The organism is Vallitalea okinawensis (assembly GCF_002964605.1).
GTDB lineage: Bacteria > Bacillota > Clostridia > Lachnospirales > PQDH01 > Vallitalea_A > Vallitalea_A okinawensis.
This window is the reverse complement of record NZ_PQDH01000008.1, coordinates 36,281-60,468: the sequence shown is the minus strand read 5'-3', so window position 1 is coordinate 60,468 and position 24,188 is coordinate 36,281. Positions and strand designations below refer to the sequence as shown.

The following is a 24,188-nucleotide window of genomic DNA, read 5'->3' as shown; positions in this document are numbered from 1 at the left end:
TAAGGAGGAGAAATATGTCTGATATGAAGAAAGCTGCAAACATGGCAGTTGTTGCTGTGGAGGCAATTGATGATAAGCTTGGAGAAGAAATTAAGATTATTGATATTAGTCAAATATCCACATTAGCTGATTATTTTATCATTGCTCATGGAAAAAATAAACCACAAATTCAAGCTATTATTGATCAAGTTGAAGATAAAATGCATGAGAATGACTACAAAATACTCAATAAAGAAGGCTATCAAACTGCTAGCTGGGTGCTCTTAGATTATGCAAATATTATAGTTCATGTTTTTAATAAAGATGATCGTCTTTTCTACGATCTTGAGAGAATTTGGGCTGATGGGAAAGAAATTACGTTGGAACAATTAAAAGAAATGGCTTAGTGCAATTGATAAATAAGTAAATGCAATAAGAGATAAATGAGAAAAAGCACAGATTCGATCTGTGCTTTTTAGTATGTGTACTAAAATTTTCTAAATAAACCAACAACCTTACCTAATATATTGACATCCTGCAATATTATCGGTGCCATAGCATCGTTTTCAGGTTGTAAGCGAATATATTGGTCTTCCTTGAAGAAACGTTTAACAGTAACAGAGTCATCGATTAAAGCTACGACAATGTCACGGTTATTAGCCGTATTCTGTTTTCTTACTAAAATTAAGTCATGATTATGAATACCGGCATTGATCATACTTTCACCTTCAACACGAAGCATATAGTGTTCATCGTTTGTATTGACGTATTCAACGGGTAATGGAAAATGGTCTTCTATATTTTCAAGAGCAAGAATAGGTTGTCCAGCTGTTACTCTACCTATAATTGGAACATTAACAAGTTCCCGTTTTATATTCATAAAGGACTCATCTAATATTTCAATAGCTCGAGGCTTAGTAGGATCACGTCGGATTAATCCTTTCTTTTCAAGTCTTTCTAGATGACCATGTACAGTTGAGGTTGAACGAAGACCAATCGCTTCACAAATTTCACGAACAGAAGGTGGATACCCTCTCTCAAGAATGGTTTTTTTAATAAAATTATAGATAACTTGCTGTTTTTCGGTTAATTCAGCCATATGTATCACCTCACTTTAGTTTATTATAGCACAAAATTTTAGAATAATCAAACTGATGTTCGGCAAAATTCAATTTTTTTTCATTTTATTACTAACTTTAGGTTTTAAACCTTCAAGACTTAAGAAGAGTAAGCGTTAAATAATGTTGGATTAATAAGATAGTACATTCGGGCGAAAAAAAGTTCGCCTAAATGGATTGACATAAAACAACTGTTCGTATATAATAACATTAAAGGCAAACAAATGTTCTTGAGGTGATACGAATGAAAAAGATAAGAATCAAAAATAGACGCCGATTTATTATGAGTATCGTAGTACTCCTATTGGTTGTACAGTTCCTTTTTAATTTAACAATTGGCTTTGATCATGCTGAAGGTAAGGCTTCTACAGACTACAAATACATATCTTATGAAATAAAACGAAACGATACATTGTGGAATATCGCTTCGCTGTATAAACCATCTTATGAGACGATTCCAGACTATATAAAAGAAATCAAGACTATCAATAATATGCAATCCAATTTGATTCGAACAGGTGAAACAATCATCGTTCCCATTATTGAATAGATTTATTAGAAGCAAAACTATTCTTTGAAGTACAAAATAATAACTGCTATTTAAAATCCTATAAACTTTTATGAACACTAGCTTTAAAACGTAATGTACATCCTTAAATTAGATGTACATTATTTTTTTCGTACAAAATTTATTGTAGATAATAACGTACAAGTTAAATTAATAGTTATAGGTAATTACGTTTCTTATATTGTACATAAAGTTACAAAAATTGAATCTGCAAAAAATCTCTTCGAAGTAAACTAAGGTTTTATAGAATTATCTCATCCAGGAAAATAATTTATCCCACAAATTACAATTGAAGAAAATACATAAAGAAAGTATAATTTTCTAGTAATTTATGCTAATGAACAATGAAAACCTCAATTATTATTGCTGGTAATGGTGCAGGTTTAATTGTAGGGGCAGTCAGTGGTTTAATAATAAGAGTGGGAGTAGCAGTATTTCCTATAAATCCTTGGTATGGTGCTGGAATAATAGCATTTGCTGCATCAGTTGAAGTAGGTGGGGCGGTATTAATAACTAAGGGTCAAGACTGGCTATATGAAGAGTATGATATTAAGTAGGTGAATTATGAAAAAATATAAGGTTGGTAAATTATTCTATAGTATAATGTTTATTCCATTATCAATTTTTTTCTTATTATTATTTCAGGTAGAGTCAATTATTGCACTATTTATATTTTCTATTTGTATTTTGGCTACAATTATTATTATAATAGGTAACTTAGTTGATGAATATGTAATAACAGATGAAGGAGTATATAATAATAATAAAATATCTGCAAATAGAAGTTTAAAATTTGAAGATGTACATGTAATTGTGCTTAATGATTTGATATTTCTTAAAATCATATCTTTCTATTCAGTAAAGAAAAATGAGATAGTTATAGCTTCTTGGTTAAAAGACTATAAAGAACTAGTCAGAAAAGTTATAGAGGAATCTAAAAAAAGAAATAATCATGTAAGTATTGATATAAGGGTTATCAATTTGATTAATAAGTAGGAGAAAACACTTTCTTTTAGGGGAGTCTTTTAATAGGTTCCCCTAAAAATATTATCAAAGTACTTTTGTTATATTATATTATTTATATTATATAGTTAATATATTCTTGAAATTTAGTTTCCTACTTTATTATTGAAGTACAGCTGATGCTATAAAAAATGCTTTAGCAGCGGTGGTATTTCATTATTAACTAGCTCAGGAGATAATATAGTAAAATCAAAAATAAATGATTTAACACGACATCTGATAAATCATGCGAAATATAATTCTGTACCTGGTCCTTTTGCTACATCGTCATTTCTAAAAGACCCCTGAGTGCTAGAGCTGCAAATACAGCAGCTTCAATGGGTGTCTATAGGTTATATGACAGTGACTTCAATTGGGAATTTCATTAAATATGATATAGAAGAAGCAATGATTAGAAATGTGATTGATGCTGCAGCGTTAGGGATAACTGTTGGTATTGGAATATTTCTTGCACCTTATATCGCAGGATTTGCATTAACAGCTTCATTAGGAGTTACAGCAACTGCTGTTGCAGGTGTAGTAATTAACTCTGCTGTTGGTTGGGGTATGGGATTGCTTGATAATGGTGCAAAAAATAAACTATTTAATTAGTTGGTGATAATATGGATAAAAATGATAGATTGAGTACAATTAGTGTGGGAGCAATGATCGGAGGATTACTTGTAGCAAGTTATTCACCAGTTTGGGTTAATAAAATCATTTTATTTATGGTAGTATTCTTTTTTCTTACTTTAGCTATTGTATCTTTTAGAAAAAAAATATTTAAGATTGGAATTATATTCTTTATTATGGCTATAATGTTTATACTAATAGGCTTATTTACTAATTTAATTTAGGTTTTTACATAGCAGTTATTATGAAATATATCTGCTATGTAATAATTATTAAAGTTTGAAGAAGAGAGGTCTATTAAGATTAGATATAATTGAGTACCAAATCAAATAAATAACACAGATGATTTAAAAGTTGAATTCATTTTTATATGGTTATGGTTCACTTGGCGATATAGAAGGGAGTATAGTATCGGCTGTCATTGTGGGATGTATATGCAATATTATCCTTACTGTTAGCAGCAGATTCATCTTCGGTCTTTGAGAGTGTAAAAAATGTGGCTCAACATACAAGGCATCGCCAAAATCAAGAATTCAAGATTTACAAAGAAATAAGGGAATCTTGTAATTTTTGTAAAGGGCTTAGGCAGAAGTATAATAGTTATTAAACTGAAGAGAAGGTATCGTATCTTAGAAATTATTAATACGATACCTTTTTTATTATCTATGAATCCAGTTCCAAAATATGTATTATGTACATTTTTTATTTTTATATCAAAAGTAGTGTCGTTAGTTTACTTTGCATTATGTACATTTATTTATCTTTTCTACAAAATGAGCGGGGTAAGTTTTGGTCCACAATTCTCGTAAACTATTCTTTGCGGTGCAAAATAATAACTGCTATTTAAAATCCTATAAACTATTATGAACACTAGCTTTAAGCGTAATGTACATCCTTAAAATAGATGTACATTATTTTTTTCGTACATAATCGAATCTGCAAAAAAATTTCTTCGGAGTAAACCAAAGTAGTACGCAAAGGAGTTTTTTTGACGGATACATTTATTATTATACTAATTAGTTTACAACTTTTTTATTATGGTAGATGCTGAGGATTCTAAGATATAAGGTTGTAAGGTTAAAACTGCTGGCAGTCAGTGTCAGAAGTTTTTATAGATTTATCTCACCCTAGGATGATAATTTATCCCACAAATTACAATTGAAGAAAATACATAAAGACAGTATAATTTTCTAGTAATTATAAAATGTATATAAAAGAGGGGAAATAGATTAAAAATGTATATACTTAAAAAAACTCTTAAAATGATTTTGAGTATTACGCTTATATTTGTGGCAGTTATAATTCCAGTAGAAGGTTCATCTTATCATGAGGAATTAAGTAAAGATAATACTATTAGTGAAGCTATAGAATTAGATCAAGTTGGTAATCAGTACGGCAAGTTATCTTATTTTGGTGATGTAGACTATTATGCTTATAAACCACAACATTCTGGCATAGCTAATTTTTGGCTGGATGTACCAGTGGATGTGAACTACGATATTGAAATATTAGATCCAAAAGGAAGCAAACTAATAGGATTATATACTAATGAATTAGGTACTAATGAATTGATTACTAAGTTCCCTGTGACAGGGGGAGAGATATACTACATTCGAATATTTAGTGATACTCATTATTCAACCATAAGTGATTATCTGTTAAGAACGGTTGTCTATCCAGAGCAGGATATATATGAAGAAAATGACTCAATGGAAAGTGCAACAAGCATTCGGTACAATGGTGGCACTATAACGGGAAATGTTAATACACCATATGATGTAGATTATTATAAGGTTAGTGTAGCAGAAAACGATAGCTTAAATGTTCATTTATGGATGCCACAAAATACTGATTATGATCTAGATATTTATGATGTAAGTGGTAGTCTATTAGAATCATCCCTTAATAGTGGTAGTGATTCAGAAAACATAACTATTGGAGATGAAAGTGATAAAGGCTTATCAGAAGGAACATATTATATTAAGGTCTATCCTAAAAATAAAGGACAGAATAGTTTTAGCTGGACCAATTATCATTTAAGTGTCAATGTTCCTATTGGGAAATTGGCTGTAACTGAGTGGAATTATTTAAAGAGTGATTATAGTCGCGGTATTAAGCTTTCTGGAGAAATGAAATCAAGGAAGCCAGGATCTTATACACCACCAGATGGCTTTATGACTGCAAGATTTTATGATGTAGATGAGGCTAACTGGGTTAAAACCTATATAGGCTTTACACTTGATTCAGATAATGTTGCAAGAATTAAGTCTTTTAATAAGGGAGAGATTGAAGATAATTGGGGTGATTATAGAAAGGCATATTTCACTCTGGATGTTAAAAGTACTACTGACGGTAATCAAGACCAAATGAGTGCTTATTCAATCATATCAAATCTACCAAATCCTAAGTATGATTTAGAATCCGATAACTCTGATCTCAGAAATGAGGAAGCTGAAGTCGTTGCATTAGGACAGGTTGAAGCAAAATATTATGACGTTGTGATTTATTGGAAAGACTATCGAACTGGTCAGTTGGATCATTCAGGGGGATGGAAAGGGCAATTTTCTATGAGTGCCTATGGTTATATACCAGGTCTTTTTCCGGATATAAGCACAGACTATAATAATTACTATCAATCGGAATTGGATCAAATAATTCTATCTTATGGACAAGATGGTGGTGAAAAATAAGCAACTGACCTCTAGGGGGCTTTAATATGGTGAAAACAGTTATTGGGATTGTAATAATCATCTGTTTGATTATCACAGTAGTTTTTGTTACTCTTTCTAGAAGTAATTATAATAATTCTTATGCTTTAGAAGCAAATAATACTTTTGAACAAAATCATAGTGATCTTAACAAATATAGAAGTATGGTAAATAAAAAGAATATAGAAATTAAAAAAGCAAAATTAACTGATGTTAAAGCAACTATTACGTTTATTAGACCATTAACACTAGAAGAATTAAAAACTTATGAAAGTATCTATAAGATTGAATTTAGACAAGTTAATGCACGAGTAGTAAGTGGAGAAGAAAGGTGGACAATTAGTTCATTAACATCTATGGGGCTAGATGTCACTAACGATATTGTTGAGCAACAAGCTGTTGGAGTAGAAGAGGGTATATTTAAAGGATATACAGATGTATATGCTTTAGTTGACTATGATCAATTAGATAATTTAATGAAAGATGAGCTAATCTACCTTGTCGATACCAGTGGAGCAAGTTATTCTAATGATTGTATTATTTCCATAGAGAGCGACGCTTCTACAGATTATTATCCTCATCCCTTAACATGGCAAGTAGAGGACATAGAAAATATGAAATCAGCAAATAATAGGGGAAATGAGTAAATTAAGTGTTGTCAATATTGAGGTGATATTATTTCTATTATTAAATGGTTAGAAGAGTGGTTTGCTGATAATTGCGATGGTGAATGGGAACATGTATATAAGAATGTTAGAATTCAAACTCTAGATAATCCTGGGTGGTTGGTTAGAATAAATCTGATTGATACACAAATGGAGGATATACCTTTTGATAAAGTTAAGCTAGAGAGATGATTTAGATTGGATAATCTGCTATCTTGAAGAAGATTTTTTTGTTGGAGCAGGTGGTCCTCATAACTTGGAAGAAATACTACAAACCTTTAGAGAGTGGGTTATAAGTACAAAAATAATGAATAGGTAAGATACTATACTGTCTCTATCTAGACACAGTAGGCCAAATCAAAGGAGTACTGGCTAAATGAGAAAATTTAAGAAAGTAATGAACGATTAATAATATAGCGTTCATTACTTTTTTCATTTTAAAGTGAGGATTTCTATTTTTTTGTGTAGGAGATGAATATGATACCTGGAAACTAATAAGTTAATGGTATGGTAGACCCCCTCTCTATATCCAGAGAGAAGGTGATAAAATCGTTAAATATTGGGTATAACAGAATAAGCGAATCCATTGAATCACCTTGAATAGAGGGTTTCATTATGGTTTAGACTATTCTACCTTACCATTTAATACAATACCACTCCTATTACTATATTTTACATGTAGGATTAGGTTAATTCATATAATATAATAAATATGTAAAAAAATAAGATATTATAAGTTATTTGGTCAACATATATAATATTGTATTTTTTTATAAATCTTATACTATGAGCTTTAAGAAAGGATGTATTATGAGTAAGAGGGGAAAATGAGAAAATTAATAAAATTCAGATCAATTATTTCTTTTACACTTATCTTTGTTCTTTTATTTAATCTAGTGGCTTTAGATTCACAAGCCCGCAAAGATCAATCCAATCCAGAATTCGGAAATGGGATGATGAACATTGATAAGAATAAAAGAAACGAGCCAAAGAATAAATTTCCTAAGGCAAAAGATGAGCCTGTGGAATTAAAAACAAAAAGAAAATCTAATGTGAAAGAGTATGTGAATCCAGATGGAACATTTACATTAGAAGTATCACAAAAACCAGTTCACTATAAGGATAATAGAGGACATTGGCAAGAAATCGATAATACTTTAATTGAATCTCAGAAAAATGGTTACAAATATGAAAATAAAGAAAATGCATTTAAAGTTAGATTTGCCGATAATAATGAATTAAATCATTTAGTTGATTTCAGTCTCGATGAAGATCACTGGATCTCATTTTCACCAGTTGGTAAGTTTAATACTAAAGGAGTTGTAACTGACTCTACGATAGAATATAAAAACTTTCAACCAGGTATGGACTTGAGATATATTCTTGATAGCGATAAATTAAAAGAAGAAATTATATTAAGTAAGATTCCAAAGACTAACATCTTTGAATTTGATCTTGAGTATGAAGGTTTTACTTTCGAGAAAGATGAAGAAGGTATCATCTGGGCAAAGTCTGCTACTACTGGAGAAATTGAATTCTTCTTCCAGAAATCATTCGCAGAAGATGCTAATGGTGATATTACATTTGATGCGGTTTAAGTATCATTGAAGATCAAGGAAAAGAGAAATTAATATTAACTATAAATAACGAATGGCTTCAAAATGCAGAATATCCGGTCATTATTGATCCAACGATAGAAACAGAAATGAATAAAAATGGTGTTGATTCCTATATATCCAGTGATAACCCAACTAGTAACTATTATTTGAGTAGTTACCTTCATGCGGGTAACCTTTCAGGATATGGAACTTTAAGATCATTTATTAGATTTAAGTATCTTCCAACATTAGCTCCAGGAGCTAAAATTACTAGAGCATATTTAGCTTCACATATGTATCTTGGAAGTACTAATAATACAACAATTGATGTTCATGAAGTAACCAGTTCATGGAATTCTAATGAGATAACTTGGGATAACCCACCTCAATTTGATTCTACTCCTGTATTATCAAATTATACATCAACTCCTAATACAGTATGGGAATTTGATATTACTTCTGTAGTTAATAAGTGGTATAAAGGGCAAAGTGCAAATAATGGTGTCGCTCTTTTAGCTTCAGATGAGCAGAGTAGTAAAATTAGTTTTTATTCAACTGATGCAGCTGGACAAACTAATCCAAAAATTGTTATAGAGTATGAAGTTGATCCACTAGGAATAGAATCTTACTATGGTTTTGATGGAAATGTTAACGTTCATAATGGAAATCTTGTATTAGGGGCAACAGATGTTACTCTTCCAGGTAGAGGAATACCTATTACCGTATCACGAACTTATAATTCAAGATCTTCTGATACCGGAATAGTGGGTTCAAGATGGTTATTGAATGTAGGTATGAATCTTAGTTATGCATCAGATGAAAGCTCAGTAATGTTTATTGATGGAGATGGAACTAAAAAGTATTTTGTAAAAGATGAAAATGGTGACTATATATCTCCAATAGGAACAAAACTTACACTATCTAAAGATGCTCAAAATGCTTTTTATTTAGAAGAGAAATCAGGGATTAAGTATTATTTTGATTCACAAGGGAGATTAGATTATATAGAAGATACAAATAATAATACCACTGATTATGTTTATAGTGAAACAACAGGTGAGCTTATTAATATTATTGACCCAAGTTTACGTCAGGTTACCTTCACATATGAAAATGGGAAGTTGAAAACTATAACAGGAAATGAAATTTCGACTATAGAATATGGGTATAATGGAGATTATTTAGAAACTGTAACAAAAAAAGATGGTACAACTGTATTGGAGCAATTTACTTATGGATATGATGTTCATAATAATATTGCAACAATAACAGATAATGCGAATAATATAACAAGTATTCTTTATTCTTACGACACACCGGAACTAGGTCTAAGGGTTCAAAGAATTGAGAAGAAACTAACCATAAATGGTATATTAGAGACATTAGGGACAACATACAACTATGTTGAAGCAGCAAATGGTGACGGAATTATTACAACAGTAACTAGACCTAAAGGTGATGCTACAGAATATACAACCAATAAATCCGGTAATGTGGTTAATATTATAGAAGATAAGAATGGTAAGGACATTACAACTGTATACAATTGGGATGAGAAAAATAAGTTGCAACAAGTTATTAACCCCAAAGGGTACGATACCATATTTGGTTATACAGATAAAGATGAAATAGGAAGCATAGATAACTCTAAAAATGAAAGAGTGTCATATGATTATGATGATAATGGAGATGTTATTGAGATTGTAGATGAATCAGGACGACCTACTACAGCTAGTTATGATCCTACTACAAGAAACACAATATCAGCGATTAATTCTCAATTCTCTACAACAGTAATGGATTATGATGATGTAGGTAATGTTACCATGCGAACGAATCCAATTGGGATTGGAGAAAATCCTGTTGCAAATGGTACCTTAGAAACATGGGTTACTGGTTTACCCAATAGATGGGCAACTGCACAAGGTAGTAGAGGGGCTATAGCCATAAGTGCAGATTCATCAACTAAAGTAAATGGTAATTATTCAGTAAAACTTGAGTCAACAGGTAGCGCTTATAACCAACAAGCTATATTAGTAAGTGACTACATTGAGGTGAATGCATCAACTAAATACAATGTAAGTTGGTATGTTAAAAATAGTAGTATATCAACTACCAATGCTACTGTTGAAGTTCACTGGTACGATAGTTCAAAGAATTTATTATCGGGTCAATCTACTTATAATATAGCTCCAACAAAAGGTACTCAAGATTGGGTGAGAAAAGGTGCGAGAATAGATGCACCTCTTAATGATGCAGCTTATGCAAAGATCTATCTTGTTCTAGATAATGTGGGTACAGCATGGTTTGATAATATCCAATTTGAAAAGGGTGAAGTTATCAATAATCATAACTTCTTAGTCAATGAAAGTTTTGAATTAGATAATGATCCAACAGTTGTAACACCAGATAATTGGGACCCAGCTACACTTACAGGTATTGATGGTGTTAACACAGATGAAGCGAGAACTGGTGAAAAATCAATATTAATTAATGGTGATCCCCAAAATAGACATTTTGCTCAGGCTATAAATTTTGATGGAAAAGCTGGTACGGCATTTCACTTTTCAGGGTGGTCAAAAGCAAGTGGGGTTTCATCAAGCGGCGGTTACTATCAAGCACTATTTAAGATTGAATATACAAACGGTGAAGTAGATTGGATTGGCGCAGATTTTAATAAGAATGACCATGATTGGGAATATACAGATAGAGTTGCAGTTGCTAAATACGATTTTAGTAGAGTTATAATGTATGGAAAACTTCAAAATCAGCAAGGTGCAAAGGTATGGTTCGATGATTTTAATGTAAAGTTTTATGGTTCTGCAAATGCGTTGATGAGTTCATTTAATCTTGCCGAAAATAGTAGTTTCGAATATGATAGAGACTCATCAAATTGGCCTGATGGTTGGCCTATAAATGCTCCTGGGAATGAGAGTAAAATAACATGGCACCCTACGAGTGAGTATGAGTATGGATTCAATGGAAATTATATGATAAAAATCTCAGATGTAACTAATAGTGCTGTAGTGTCCAATATAACTCCAGAACCCATAAAGAGTGGTAAAACGTATACTGCAAGTGCTGTATTTAAAGCAGAAAATGTTACTGGAAGTGGTGCAATACTTCAATTTAATATTTTAGATTCAGCAGATAATGTACTTGCAACAAAAGTAAGTGAGGAACCTATAACAGGCACAACGGGTTGGACAAGAGAAGTTTTATCTATATCTGAAACAGAAGCAAAAACATTACACCAAGATGCGGTTAAGCTTTCTGTATCTGTAGGTACATTAGGTGCGACAAGTGGTTCGATTTATGTAGATTATGTACGTTTTAACGAAGGAAGTAAAGAAGTTCAATATAGTTATGAAAATGGTCAAAATTATATTAATAGCGTTACAAATCAATTAGGCAATACTATTAATATTGTTAACGATAATAGAGGAAATGTTAAAACAATTACTGATCCTAAAAACAGAATTAATAGCTTCACATACGATGAATTAGATAGAGTTGAAACATCTACTAATGCAGAAGGGCTTTTAACAAGATATATCTACGATGATAATGGTGGTATAAAACAAATTGATAATGAAATTATATCTGAGACTGGTCCAAACTACTATAATACTGCTATATATAAAGAATATAATGAAGCTGGATTAGTGAAGTCTATAACCGATGGAAGTTGGGTAAATTCAACCTATTTTGAATACGATAAAAATTTAAACCTTACAGACGTTAATTATCCAAATGGTAAAGGAATTGATTATACCTATGATTCTGCTAATAGGTTAACAGATATCAATTATAGCACAAGTGGAACACATTTTAATTTTCAGCATGATGCCAACGGTAATATAACTAGTGTGTTTAAAGATTCAGTTCAAACATCTGGTATTCAATATGACGAATTAGATCGACCTATACAGATAGACTTCTCACAAGCTGGGACCTATGTTGCTTTTGGTTATAATCCATCTAGTCAAGTAAATAAAATCGAGAATTCAATTGTGTCCACTAAAGATAGTGATTATGAGATTAAATTTGATTTTGACCAGGCTGGATTACCTGCAGCGATTGACGGTCCAAATGGAATCAATGCAGCATTTATGTATGATGAAGAAGGAAAAATTAAAAAATCATATGTAGAAGGCAGTGGAACTCATTATCTGAACTATCGTACGTATAATGAAGTTGGGCAGATCATTGGTTATCGTGTAGAAAATGCAGATGGTGATATTGTTCTTGACTATCAATATGAATATGATGTAATGGGGAACAGAACTAAAGAAATTGATTTAGTTTCTGGTACACTTAGAGAGTATGAGTACGATGTTGAGCTAGACCAAATAATAGAAGAAAGACATTACGATACTACACAAGAGCCAGATGTCTTAACAAAATCTATTACTTATGATTATGATATACTTGGTAATAGAACGTTAAGCTCTGAGCAAGGCGGTATAACAAATAGCTTTGAATATAGTAAAATTACCAATGAGATAATTAAATTAAACGGACAATCACTATATGCACATGATGCAAATGGTAACTTGATACAATCAGATGATTGGCAGTACACCTATAACGATGTTAACCAACTCATACAAGCGACTGATGGAACAACAAATGTTAAATATGAATATAATTCAAATGGTTTAAGAACAAAAAAAGAAATAGTCAATGAAGGGAAGATTGAGTTATATTTCTATAATGATACTAAACTAGCGTATATTACTGATGGTAATAATCAGTTAAAATACTTCTTTCTGCGTGATGTAACGGGAAGACCTATTAATATGATTGACTATACTGATACGACACCACAGACTTATTGGTATTTATATGATGCACATGGAAATGTAGTAGGACTTGCTGATAAAAATGGAGATAGAGTAGTTACCTACGAATATGATGCATGGGGCAATATACTAAATTCTAGTAGTACTGTTAATACAGGTGATGGTATCGCACTAATGCAAGCAAACCCATTTAGATACAGTGGTTATCAATATGATGATGAATCAGGTCTGTATTATCTTAAGAGTAGGTATTATTCACCTTTTATGGGCAGATTTATTACAAGAGATGCAATTCTAGCCCTTAATCTATATGCTTATGCAGTTAATAATCCAGTTAATTATGTTGATCCTAATGGATATGGAGCGCTTGGTGATATTAATGGGACAAAAGAGCTAAATGAAAATGGAAATATACTTGATGATAGTAATGGACAAGTAGTAGGTTCTTGGCATCCTAAAAAACTAATAACAGCAACAGATGCTGCTTTAGTAGCTGGTGGGAGTACAGCAGATACGGTTATTGGATATGAATTAGGAAAAGTATACCTAAAACACGTATCAAAACCTTCATATATTCCTAATTGGAATAATAGTGGTATTCCATTACAAAATATAACGCAAGAAACAACAAATAATCGTTGGGTACTTGGTTCTCAAAAAGCGATGACTATTACAGGTGGAGTTGTATCTTTTGCAATAGCTGGATACTCTATTTATGATAATTTTATGCATTACGAATATGCTGCCGAGAGGTCAACAATTGATCTTATAGCTGTTGCACTATCAATTGGCATTGGAGCAGTTGCTGCAACTGTTGGCGCACCAATATTGATAGTAGGATTAATTACAATGGGTGTAGGATTTGGAGCCACAATGATAAAAAATGAATTTTTTTATCTGAAAAAAAGGAGCTATTATGATGACTAATAAACAAGGAAATAAGTTTTGGATTATACCTCTATTTATTGTGTTAGCTTTTACTTTTCCAATGTTATCTTATAGTATGCAATTGGTAGGGGTGATAGTTGTTACAATAATAAGTGTTATTCAATATTTTAGACAGAGAAAAAAAGAAAAGTATCCAAGATATGTTTACTTTTCAGGCTTTTATTGTGCTACAACTCTGATTCTCACTATTACTTTTCAAAATAATCCTTTGATTAATAAAATATATATGGTTTTTTTATTATATTCAGGAATATTTGCTGCGTTAATTGCATTAATAGTGTATATGCTTTCAGGCTATAAAAAATACAATGATTATCAAAAAACTGTTGTTAAAACAGTAATTATAACCTTCATTATATCTATGATCTTAATCCTTATTATCTTTATGAGAATAATTAGCATGAATAGGTAACTAATTTAGTTTTACTGATATGTCTTTACAGATGTAATCCATTAACAACTCATAGCAACCAATTCATCAGGATGCTATGGGTTGTTTTAAATTAAAGTACTTAGTCTTTTCGTAACCTAACTACTTTCGCAGCTTGACGGCGGCGCTGATCTTCAATCTGTGCATAATGCTTTTTTGTTGTATTGACATCTTTATGCCCTAATACATCTGCGACTAAATAAATATCGCTAGTTTCTTGGTAAAGAGTTGTACCATATGTACTTCTTAATTTATGTGGTGATATGCTTTTTAGTTTAGTTACAAGCTTTGAATATTTTTTGACTATGTTCTGAACGGAGCGAACGCTTATTCTTCTATTTTGTAATGAGAGGAAAAGAGCGTCTTCATGTCCAAACTGTATTTTTTCGTTTTGATTACGGACTTGAAGGTAATTCTTAAGAGACTCATCCACTTCTTCACCAAAATAGATAATGACCTCATTTCCACCTTTCCGAGTAATTTTCAGTCCATTAACATCAAAATCTATATCGCTTATATTAAGTCCGACACATTCAGATACACGAATGCCTGTACCTAATAAGAGAGTTATAATTGCTAAATCTCGATATTTTGTATGATTATGGTATTTCTTCTGTGTGGTCGATAGACCATCACCAAATTCTACTTCATCCAAGAGTTTAGCGACTTCATCAACTTCTAATCTAACTATCGCTTTTTCATGTATTTTTGGAAGATCCACCAAAGATGTTGGTGTGGTCTTTATTTTTTGTTTCTTATAGAAGTATGAGTAAAAAGTTCTTAACGTTGCAAGTTTTCTAGCTTTTCCTTTTTCGTTGTTTTGATATTCAATTGTTCGTGTGGGATTCAAAGGATCCAACCTTTTATAATAACTCAAATACTCTAAATACATTTCCAAATGATCAGGGGAGACCAAGTCCAAATCCTCAATAGCAAATTCTTGAATAGTCTTCGTTTTGAAAGTGGGGACATTTTTTTGCAAAAAATGAAAAAAGATATTTAAGTCGTATGCATATGCGATACGTGTTTGAATAGAGGTAGTTGGCTCAATCCCTCGAAAGAATTCAAAACAAAAGAATGGTATAGTGGATGATAATTCTCTAAGTCGTATTGCTTTTTTTTGCTTTTGTTCTTGATGATAACTGCTCATTTCATCACCTCGGCTAAATAAAAATGCGATTTTATAATAAGTTCGCGTTAGGTAAAAAATTAATACAGTTAAATTATTTAATTAACGCACTTATTTAATTAATAGTAACATAAAATAAGATCTTTAGCCATCAAGAATCTCATGAAAGTAATATGACATAAAATATCCATAACCGAGACAAATATTGAATAAGAAGGATTAAATACAAATAAATGGTTGATATGAGATATAATTTGTGCTATTATAAAAGAAATGCAGTTGAAAATGTAAAATAATAGCTGTTAGGAGATGATCATGTATAATTTGTATATTATAGCGCCTAATTACTCATTTTTGCTGTCGCAAATATTCGATGAATTTAGAAATAGTGACAATGAACGACTATTTAAAACTATGGGGGTAAGTGATAATCTTTTTGCACTTACTAAGTTAATTGAAGCAAAAGATAAGTTCAACTCAAATATTGTCTTAGTCATTAAACCTGAATTAACGAAAGAAGAACATGAATTAATCTTAAAACTTTCAATACTATTCAAAACGAAAACTTTTATAGTTATTCTACTTGAGTCTAGTTCAAAATTAGAAGGTGCTAATCTAACTACCAATAATCTTAAATACATCACTTCTTTAAAACTTTCTCAACCAAAATTAATGAATAAGTTAATACATGAAATAATACCTCATATCGAAAGTACTCAAATTTCTGCAGATACCCAATCTAAAAAAAATCTCTTAACAAAAAAAAGCAAATCAAAGAAAAGAAGATATATGAATTGGGATAGTGGGGTTATATCAGTAATTGGTGTAAGTCATGGTGTAGGGGTTACACATACATGCATCATATTAGCCAACTATCTTAAAGAAAAAAAGAAAGTTGCTGTAATTGAATCAAATGACCATAAGCACTTTATGGAGATATTTCATCATAAGATGAAAAGAAATGAGTTTCAAAAAGATGTCTATAATAATGTCCATTATTTCTGGAATATTGATCTTGTTCAGTTTTGGACTCATTTTCGACACGATTATGATTACGTCATAATTGATACTGGTGTCTATGAAGATTTGTATGACCTGGATGTATTTTTACGGTCAGATAAAAAAATCATCTTAACCCATGGAGTAGACTGGAAACTCAAAGAACTTTATCAGTTCTACCCTTTATCTTTAAAGTATGATCCCAAAAATCAATGGATTTACTGCATACCTTTCCTAGAGAGAAAATACATTAAAGATATAGATCACATTATAAACAATAAAATCTTCACTATTCCTTTTCAAATGGACCCATTTAAGCCATCAAAAGATGTTTGCGAAGTATTAAAAGATATTTTGAGATAGGGAGGTTTTATAGTGGGATTTAATCGTAGAAGAAAGCGAGTAAAGATGTTCCTAATACTACTTGTGATACCCTTGAGTATTGGGATTGTAGTTTTAGGAGGTTATTATGGCTACATAAAAAGAATTAATCAGATTGAAGAGTCTTATCAAGAAGTCATAGAAGAATTAAGAGTTCAACACTATATGAATAGTAGACTAGTTTTTATTCCAAAAGAAACTATAGCGGCGGGTACTGTCTTGCAAGAAGATTTATTCTATCAAAAAAAAATTAAAGCAGATATTAATCCAGAACTTTTTATGACCCAAGAAGATTTCGGGAAAATAAATCTCATTGAACTTAAGTCACAGTTTCCAGTTATGAAGAATTCTATTACTGATATGATTGTTAGTGATGACATGAGAGAAGAAGAGTTTAATATGTTTATGTTATCAACTAATCTCAAAGAAGAACATTATATTGATGTAAGAATTAATTTTTCCAATGGTGAGGATTACATCATATTAGCGAAGAAGAAAGTACGGCGAATTAATCTCGATAATAATACAATCTGGCTATGGTTGAATGAGGAGGAGATAAATCGTATCAGTTCTGGAATTGTCGATGCTTATTTACATGAAGGGACGAAGTTATATACCGTCACATATGTACAAGCTTCTATACAAAAAGCTGCTCAGATTACATATCCATCAAATATTGCAGTTATTGAAGTAATGAAGAATAACCCAAACATCATTGATCTAGCAAAAGTTGAGTTGGCAGAAGATCGTAGGTTAGCTCTCGAAGAGCGACTAGATCAAATTAGTGAGGTTGAGGCAAGCAGTATAGCAAATAGTCGAAATCGAGAATCGAGTACAAGACAGCAAGTTGTTCAAGAGTCCGAAGAAGAACATGTAATAGAACAAGAAGAGCCAACTGAACCAGAGGAGAAAAAGGAAGAACAGACTGTAGATGAAAGTGAGGTGGACAATGGGTACTTTGACTACTAAAATAGCCGTACTGGGGAGTAATTACGATGATTTTATACATTATCTAACTAGGGTACTTTTCCATATGAATTTACGAATCTCGGTTATAGATTGCAGTGATGAGCAATTACTGGAATATACACTACCTTGTAGTGATAAAGAGTCTTTCTTCACCTATAGAGGTATAGATTTTATTCTAGATAAAAGGAACTTACTTTTAGTTAGAGAGTTAGATTTGTCTTCCTATGATTACTGTTTTTATATCGTAGGAGTCAATGAAAAATTCTTAGGTGTTTTAAATAATTTTGATAACATACTCATGATAACATCCATTTTTATAGAAAACTTTCATAAGTTATCTTCATTCACTAAAAGAATTGAGGCAAATCCACCATTAAGAGCTGTAAGAATCTTTAGAGACTATGTTAACACTAAGATAAATAGATATTATTTTCAGAGAGAATTAGATACTGCACAAATAGAGATAGTGGAAGAATATTTGCTTTATCTATCAGAAGATATTCATAAATACCATATTGAATGTCAATATAATGATCAATTCAATTTTCGTTTTATTGACCATAATATGAAGAAAGCATTATTAGAAGTTTTATATTATCTGACAGGTACCAATGAAAAGAGTATTATGAAAGCTTATAAAATAGCTGGAAGGGGGAAGTGATTTTGCAAGTTGCATTTTGGAGCAATGAGCAAGGACAAGCTGGCACTACATCTAATATATTAGCTATTGCTATTATGTTAGCCTTAAAATATCGTTATAAAGTACTCTTGACACATGCTAATTTTAAAAAGAATACATTAGAATATTCACTACTACCTAAAAACTATTTGCAAAGCGATTTGATGGATTTATCAGATCATGGGATAGACGCATTAAGTCGTTTCATTAGATTCAACAAGGTACAGGAAGAGGATTTTGAAAACTATACAACAAGTCTATTACGTAACCGTTTAGATTTACTGGTTGGTACAAAAGCGACTAATAAGAAAATATATGATGATGAATTTGCTAAAGTTATGAAACTCATTTTAGCTTCAGCTAAGAACTATTATGATTTAATATTGATCGATTTACCCGTGGGAAAAAGTCCTATAAATGAAGTAATCTTAAGTAGCTCAGATTTAATAATCATAAATCTTAATCAAAACCTTGTTGTTTTAGATTCTTATTTTAATAATCCACTTAAACTAGACAATCAAATTTATCTACTTGGACGTTATAATCCAAAATCACGCTTCAATAAAAGGAGCATCAAAAGACGTTATAATCTAAAGAGTCATCTGAATAGTATTTACTACAATATTGAATTTGCTGATGCCTGTTCCGAAGGTAAAGCTATTGATTTCTTTTTGAAGAATTTAGATTGTAAAAAAGAAGATAGCAACTATATGTTTATGCAAAGTGTCTTGATGATTGCAAATGATATTTTGGTAGAACTTGGATTAGATTTACAATATAAGAAGTCGGTGATATAATGATTAGCTATTTTTTTCTAATAGTTAGTATTGTGGCTATTGTTTATGTGATTAAGAGATATTTAAATAGTCATCAACTAGTAAAATCATATACTTTTAATCCTAGTAATGATTGCTATAATATGGAGGTTATTCTTGAGCAGGTTAAAGAAGCTTTTAATGATATTCTAAAAACTAATCTTTATGAGATGAATTTAAGAAAAGAGGAGTTTGATAAGCGTTTACGTAATAAGAATCAATTGAGAAAAGCATTAAAAACTTGTACTTATGGCGATATAAATGCTAAAAATTACATTAAAGACTTTATTAAAGACATCTTATTAAAAAAATTTCAGATTAATGAGTTCAATGTGGACCAAATTATACCCTTTAATAATCCTAAGCAATTGAGTATCCAAGATCAGTTTGATATTTTACTATATACCTATAAGATACATTATGGAAATCATGCCTTAGAACAGCTTATTTTACTCAATCATTTAGATGAAGCAAAAGCACTAGATAATCAATCTTGTTATCGAATAGATGAGGCGGATGTTCAAGAAATATACATGAGGGAGATAAAGAAAGTTCATAACTTTCAAGATAAGGTCAATATAATTGTTCAAAGGGTATATCAAAGATATAAAGGCTATGGTGTAATAGATGAAATTAGAGATATGAAAATTGATGGTGTCTCTGGTGGGGTATCTGGTATACCAACATCTTTTTTTCAAGAAGTTGATTATGAAAATAAGACGTTAGCAGGATTACCAACATCTTATGATAGTGTTTGGATATTCTTTAAGGGAAAAACTATCCACTTATCGTTCTTAAGTTTTGGATCAGAACGAGAACTGATTAGAATTTGCAAAAATATCTACCGTTTTAATAATCCTGGACAACTTTCTGAGAGTAATGGATATAAAGTTAATGAGATGAAAGATGGCTCAAGAGTTGTGGTCGCAAGACCTCCATTCTGCGAATCCTGGGTGTTTTTTGTCAGGAAATTTGATACTGTTCTAGGGAAACGTATGGAGGAACTGATAACGGATCGTCAAAATGAAATCCCAATAGAATTGATAAAATGGTTAATTAAAGGTTGCAGAATAATTGCCATAACAGGCCAACAAGGAACTGGTAAAACAACATTACTAATGTCAGCAGTACAATACATAAATCCTGCGTATACCCTAAGAATTCAAGAGATGGCATTTGAACTACATTTAAGAAAGTTATATCCGTACCGAAACATAGTAACCTTTAGAGAGACTAATTCCATAACTGGGCAGGAGGGGTTGGATCTTCAAAAGAAAACTGATGGTACGGTAAATATTCTTGGTGAGGTTGCAACAGCTCCAGTAAGTAGCTGGATGGTTCAAATGTCTACAGTCGCGTCTTTATTTACCATTTTTACTCACCATGCTAAAACGACAGCTACCCTAGTCACCTCGTTACGAAATGCATTGCTGCAGACAGGAGTCTTTAGTAATGAAAAGATTGCTGAAAAACAGGTGGCAGATGTTGTGAATTTTGATATCCATTTAGAAAAAGATATCAGAGGGCATCGTTATATTTCTCGAATAACAGAGATTATACCTTTGAATCAAGAAATACCCTATCCGACAACCTTTAAAGATGTTAGTAGATGGGAAGAGAAATTGACTTGCTTTATGGAAACTATGGCTGAATATTTTATAAGGGTGACGGATCGAAAAATATTTAAGACAAAAGACATCATCATTTTTAGAAATGGGCAATACGAGTATGCAAACGGTCTTTCGGAGATAGCCATTCAAGCTATTCAAGCGCACTTATCAATAAAAGATGCTGATCAATTTAATCAATATGTAGCGAATAACTGGGGAGATGCAGAAAATGTTCAATCAATATAAAGAATTATTAGTTCTTTTACTTGTTATTTTGTTCTTAGCAGCTAGTATCATCATATTCGGTACAATCTATTTACTTAAAATAAACAATAAAGACAATATACATGTTAGGCGAGTTACAAAAGGTGATTTTCTTTATAAAAGTTACAAGGTTTTTAGCCAATTCGTTTTCACGAAAGCCTACCTAAGAAATGTAAAGAAAAGAATTGATATTATTGAAGTAGGTGATGATCGGAGTAATAGCCGTAAAGCTATGAAGTTAGCATACCTTAGTATGATGGCTGCGTCATTAGCTTTCTTAATTTTTATAACTTTAATTGATGATTTTTATTTCCTCATAATCACACTATTAACTGTCTTCCTCATTCACGAGCAGGTACAGAATATACTCTTTGATAAATTAAATAATCATTTATTAGTTCAATTTGAAAAATTTTTAACAGATGTACGGCATCATTACCATGAGCATCATATGATTGACGAAGCTATATATGATGCTGTGGAAGAGAGTAGTTATGAAATATCATTGCATGCTAATAAGATGTATGAAATATTAACAGCTACAGATATTGAATCTGAGATTGAAGAATATTATGAGGTTGTTCCTAATCGATATTTTAAAACTTTTTTAGCACTATGCTATCTTGCCATGCAATTTGGAGATCAGGTCATTGAAAATAATTCAGTCTTCTTGTTAAACCTTAATTATTTGAAGCAAGAAATTAACTTTGAAATATTGAAACAAAGCCGGATGAATCATATTTTTAAAAGTCTATCTATGATTACCATTTTACCGATATTTTTGCTAAAGCCTATAAACTTATGGGCTATAACCAATATTCCAGAAATGAAGATTTATTATAATGGCATCTATGGTTTTATTGTAGAGTTGGTGATGTTCGTTCTTGTGTTAGTTTCTTTTATTATGATTGAGCAAATGCGCCGAAAAAAAGAAGGGGTATTAAGAAGCTTTTGGGTAGAAAATTTGTTTTTGAAAATCCCTAAGATACCGGAAATAGTTGATAAGATTACCATGAGGAATTATACAAAGGCAAAAAAACTATCTGAAGTTATTCAACGTGCAGAAGTAGGTATGAACTTACGTGTATTTTTTAGTCGAAAAGTTCTACTTTTTCTGGTTGGTAGTTGTATCTCGCTCCTCATTTTTCATAATATTCATGTCATCAAAAAGGAAGAGTTAATAGTCAATAAGAACTACGTCCAACATGAAACGATTATGAATAAAGTAGACATAGGGAGGCTTTATGAACTGGATCAAATGATCCTAAGAAATCATTGGGGTTATAAAAAAAACGAAGTTGAGTTGAGCGAGATGATAATGGATACATTTCCTACGGTGTCAGATGACGTTGTGCAGTATCTCCAAAGTCAACTACAAAAGAGAATAATACAATTAAATGAGATAGGCTTTACTTGGTGGGAAATCATCATTAGCTTTGGAATTGGTATTTTATTTTATCAATTTCCTAATATGGTGATTCATTATAAAAAAAGATTGATGGCAATGGAATTAGAAGATGAAGTTATGCAATTTCATACGATTATACTGATGCTTATGTACATTGAGCAGATTACTGTAGAAGACTTAGTACGATGGATGGAGCAGTTTTCATTCATGTTTAAGAGCGCTTTAGGGAAATGTTTAAACGATATGGAATATGGCGATATCGAAGCATTAGAATTGCTAAAAACGGAGGAGACCTATGTACCCTTTGTTCGAATAATTGATAATCTCATTCTAGCGTCAGACAAAATACCTATTCGACAAGCTTTTGATGAACTACGGGTTGAACGTAATTATTACTTAGATAAACGGAAGCAAGATAATGAGTTACTGCTTATCAAGAAAGAAACTTTAGGCAAACTTATTGCCTTTATACCTTTAAGTTCTTTAATCTTAACTTATTTGTTAATGCCATTTCTATTTTTTACTATTACTCAATTGTTCAACTTTCAAAATCAAGTGAAAGAATTCTTATAGGGAGGTATTTATATGGAGAACGCAATTAAAGCTTTAATCATAGGTTCAAGTGTTATTATTACTTTGGTCATTATTACATTTGGATTCTTGATACTAAGACAGGGACAAGACTTAGTTAAGCATTCAAGTAATGAAATAAGTGAAATGAGTAATGATTTATTAGAAAGTAAATTCACTATCTATGATGGTTCAATTATAAGTGGTAGTACTGTTGTGAACGTAGTTAGAGATTTCAAAGATGAATACATAGGAGTCTATATTGATACCAACAAAAGCGCTGGTAAATGGTATATTTATGATGCTAGCGGTGATAGTTTGACGAATATAACCTGGGATATGAACGATCTTATTGATGAAACAGATGATGATTATGTTAATCCTTCAGGTAATTTTTTAGGTAATATTAAAAGAGACTCTAATGGAGTTATTATTGGTATAGAGTTTACTCAGCAATAACTGAGTTTGAAAATATACTATCAATGAAATGAAATGAAATGAAATGGATTGGATTGGATATTTTATGGAAGATGCAATGCAGCTATTGAATAAAGCTATAGCGACTATTGTATTTATAATTGCTATAACACTATTTTTTATGATAAATAATCAAGAGCAAAAGATGCTTCAATCTATGAGGAATAATATTAATAGTCAGAGAATTGTAGGTGAAGAAAACTTTGACCATTATGAAATAATCTTTTATGGTTACGATATTATTGCTGAGCTTCTAAGTCAACCACCATATAAGGTTACCATTGATGGGGAAAAAATAGATTTATCCAAGATTGACAAGATGAATATGCAAGATATAAAAGTTGATATGAAAGAGACTTATAAACGAGTTCTAGTAGTTAACCAATTGGGAGAGATCGTTGAAGTAGTTTATCATGAAGATTAGGAAGGAAGT

At 31.3% G+C, this 24,188-nt stretch carries 23 protein-coding genes; 21 read left to right on the top strand and 2 right to left on the bottom strand.

All coding sequences use genetic code 11. The features are described 5' to 3' along the window. Nucleotides 1-14 precede the first annotated feature (14 nt). A complete protein-coding gene (gene rsfS, locus C1Y58_RS19190) occupies nucleotides 15-386 on the top strand; it encodes a ribosome silencing factor (protein ID WP_330404482.1) in 372 nt (123 codons plus the stop codon). An 80-nt stretch (nucleotides 387-466) separates the two neighbouring features. On the opposite strand, the gene lexA is transcribed toward rsfS, so the two are convergent. Then, nucleotides 467-1,084 (bottom strand): transcriptional repressor LexA, encoded by a 618-nt coding sequence (gene lexA / locus C1Y58_RS19185; RefSeq protein ID WP_334293843.1) that lies wholly within the window; start codon nucleotides 1,082-1,084, stop codon nucleotides 467-469. Nucleotides 1,085-1,341: 257 nt separating this feature from the next. Between lexA and C1Y58_RS19180 the strand changes: the two genes are divergently transcribed. The 12 genes from C1Y58_RS19180 (at nucleotide 1,342) to C1Y58_RS19130 (ending at nucleotide 14,436) form a co-directional block, all read left to right on the top strand. Then, nucleotides 1,342-1,647, top strand: a complete 306-nt coding sequence (locus tag C1Y58_RS19180) for a LysM peptidoglycan-binding domain-containing protein (protein ID WP_105617943.1) — start codon at nucleotides 1,342-1,344, stop codon at nucleotides 1,645-1,647. 362 nt (nucleotides 1,648-2,009) lie between these two features. Further along, entirely contained in the window at nucleotides 2,010-2,222 is a 213-nt protein-coding gene (locus C1Y58_RS19175; protein ID WP_105617941.1) for a hypothetical protein, read from the top strand. A 7-nt stretch (nucleotides 2,223-2,229) separates the two neighbouring features. After that, on the top strand, nucleotides 2,230-2,661 hold the full coding sequence (locus tag C1Y58_RS19170; protein WP_105617939.1) for a hypothetical protein: 432 nt from the start codon (nucleotides 2,230-2,232) through the stop codon (nucleotides 2,659-2,661). Nucleotides 2,662-3,024: 363 nt separating this feature from the next. Next, entirely contained in the window at nucleotides 3,025-3,279 is a 255-nt protein-coding gene (locus tag C1Y58_RS19165; RefSeq protein ID WP_105617938.1) for a hypothetical protein, read from the top strand. Between the two features lie 11 nt (nucleotides 3,280-3,290). Next, complete coding sequence (locus C1Y58_RS19160) at nucleotides 3,291-3,524, top strand: hypothetical protein (protein ID WP_105617936.1); 234 nt, start codon at nucleotides 3,291-3,293, stop codon at nucleotides 3,522-3,524. 1,011 nt (nucleotides 3,525-4,535) lie between these two features. Further along, a complete protein-coding gene (locus C1Y58_RS19155) occupies nucleotides 4,536-5,990 on the top strand; it encodes a pre-peptidase C-terminal domain-containing protein (RefSeq protein WP_105617935.1) in 1,455 nt (484 codons plus the stop codon). 26 nt (nucleotides 5,991-6,016) lie between these two features. Then, nucleotides 6,017-6,655 (top strand): hypothetical protein, encoded by a 639-nt coding sequence (locus tag C1Y58_RS19150; RefSeq protein ID WP_105617933.1) that lies wholly within the window; start codon nucleotides 6,017-6,019, stop codon nucleotides 6,653-6,655. Between the two features lie 27 nt (nucleotides 6,656-6,682). Beyond that, entirely contained in the window at nucleotides 6,683-6,865 is a 183-nt protein-coding gene (locus C1Y58_RS27290) for an Imm53 family immunity protein (RefSeq protein WP_408646606.1), read from the top strand. A gap of 10 nt (nucleotides 6,866-6,875) precedes the next feature. Continuing rightward, nucleotides 6,876-6,992: an Imm53 family immunity protein gene (locus tag C1Y58_RS27285; RefSeq protein WP_408646605.1), complete on the top strand. Its 117-nt coding sequence runs from the start codon at nucleotides 6,876-6,878 to the stop codon at nucleotides 6,990-6,992. 508 nt (nucleotides 6,993-7,500) lie between these two features. After that, entirely contained in the window at nucleotides 7,501-8,271 is a 771-nt protein-coding gene (locus tag C1Y58_RS19140; protein WP_105617931.1) for a hypothetical protein, read from the top strand. 107 nt (nucleotides 8,272-8,378) lie between these two features. Next, entirely contained in the window at nucleotides 8,379-14,003 is a 5,625-nt protein-coding gene (locus C1Y58_RS19135) for a DNRLRE domain-containing protein (protein WP_105617929.1), read from the top strand. Continuing rightward, nucleotides 13,996-14,436 carry a hypothetical protein gene (locus tag C1Y58_RS19130; protein WP_105617928.1) on the top strand — a complete coding sequence of 147 codons (441 nt, stop codon included), beginning with the start codon at nucleotides 13,996-13,998 and terminating at the stop codon, nucleotides 14,434-14,436. The genes C1Y58_RS19135 and C1Y58_RS19130 overlap by 8 nt, the downstream gene beginning before the upstream one ends. Nucleotides 14,437-14,536: 100 nt before the next feature. Here the strand turns inward: C1Y58_RS19130 and C1Y58_RS19125 are convergent, their stop codons facing one another. Then, the gene (locus tag C1Y58_RS19125; RefSeq protein ID WP_105617926.1) at nucleotides 14,537-15,604 is read right to left on the bottom strand and encodes a tyrosine-type recombinase/integrase; all 1,068 of its coding nucleotides are present in this window, start codon (nucleotides 15,602-15,604) and stop codon (nucleotides 14,537-14,539) included. A 294-nt stretch (nucleotides 15,605-15,898) separates the two neighbouring features. Here C1Y58_RS19125 and C1Y58_RS19120 point away from each other — a divergent pair, with 294 nt between their 5' ends. The 8 genes from C1Y58_RS19120 to C1Y58_RS19085 all read left to right on the top strand — a co-directional run bounded on the left by C1Y58_RS19120 (nucleotide 15,899) and on the right by C1Y58_RS19085 (nucleotide 24,179). Then, the gene (locus tag C1Y58_RS19120) at nucleotides 15,899-16,945 is read left to right on the top strand and encodes a hypothetical protein (RefSeq protein ID WP_105617924.1); all 1,047 of its coding nucleotides are present in this window, start codon (nucleotides 15,899-15,901) and stop codon (nucleotides 16,943-16,945) included. 12 nt (nucleotides 16,946-16,957) lie between these two features. After that, a complete protein-coding gene (locus C1Y58_RS19115; protein ID WP_105617922.1) occupies nucleotides 16,958-17,932 on the top strand; it encodes a hypothetical protein in 975 nt (324 codons plus the stop codon). Next, complete coding sequence (locus C1Y58_RS19110) at nucleotides 17,913-18,593, top strand: hypothetical protein (protein WP_105617921.1); 681 nt, start codon at nucleotides 17,913-17,915, stop codon at nucleotides 18,591-18,593. Before C1Y58_RS19115 ends, C1Y58_RS19110 begins: the two co-directional genes overlap by 20 nt. A gap of 2 nt (nucleotides 18,594-18,595) precedes the next feature. After that, nucleotides 18,596-19,408: a ParA family protein gene (locus C1Y58_RS19105; protein WP_157950205.1), complete on the top strand. Its 813-nt coding sequence runs from the start codon at nucleotides 18,596-18,598 to the stop codon at nucleotides 19,406-19,408. After that, the gene (locus tag C1Y58_RS19100) at nucleotides 19,408-21,282 is read left to right on the top strand and encodes an ATPase, T2SS/T4P/T4SS family (RefSeq protein ID WP_207655786.1); all 1,875 of its coding nucleotides are present in this window, start codon (nucleotides 19,408-19,410) and stop codon (nucleotides 21,280-21,282) included. Before C1Y58_RS19105 ends, C1Y58_RS19100 begins: the two co-directional genes overlap by 1 nt. Further along, a complete protein-coding gene (locus tag C1Y58_RS19095; protein WP_105617917.1) occupies nucleotides 21,266-23,281 on the top strand; it encodes a hypothetical protein in 2,016 nt (671 codons plus the stop codon). Before C1Y58_RS19100 ends, C1Y58_RS19095 begins: the two co-directional genes overlap by 17 nt. A 12-nt stretch (nucleotides 23,282-23,293) precedes the next feature. Next, nucleotides 23,294-23,737, top strand: a complete 444-nt coding sequence (locus C1Y58_RS19090; RefSeq protein ID WP_105617915.1) for a hypothetical protein — start codon at nucleotides 23,294-23,296, stop codon at nucleotides 23,735-23,737. 64 nt (nucleotides 23,738-23,801) lie between these two features. Beyond that, on the top strand, nucleotides 23,802-24,179 hold the full coding sequence (locus C1Y58_RS19085; RefSeq protein ID WP_170311638.1) for a hypothetical protein: 378 nt from the start codon (nucleotides 23,802-23,804) through the stop codon (nucleotides 24,177-24,179). Nucleotides 24,180-24,188 lie beyond the last annotated feature (9 nt).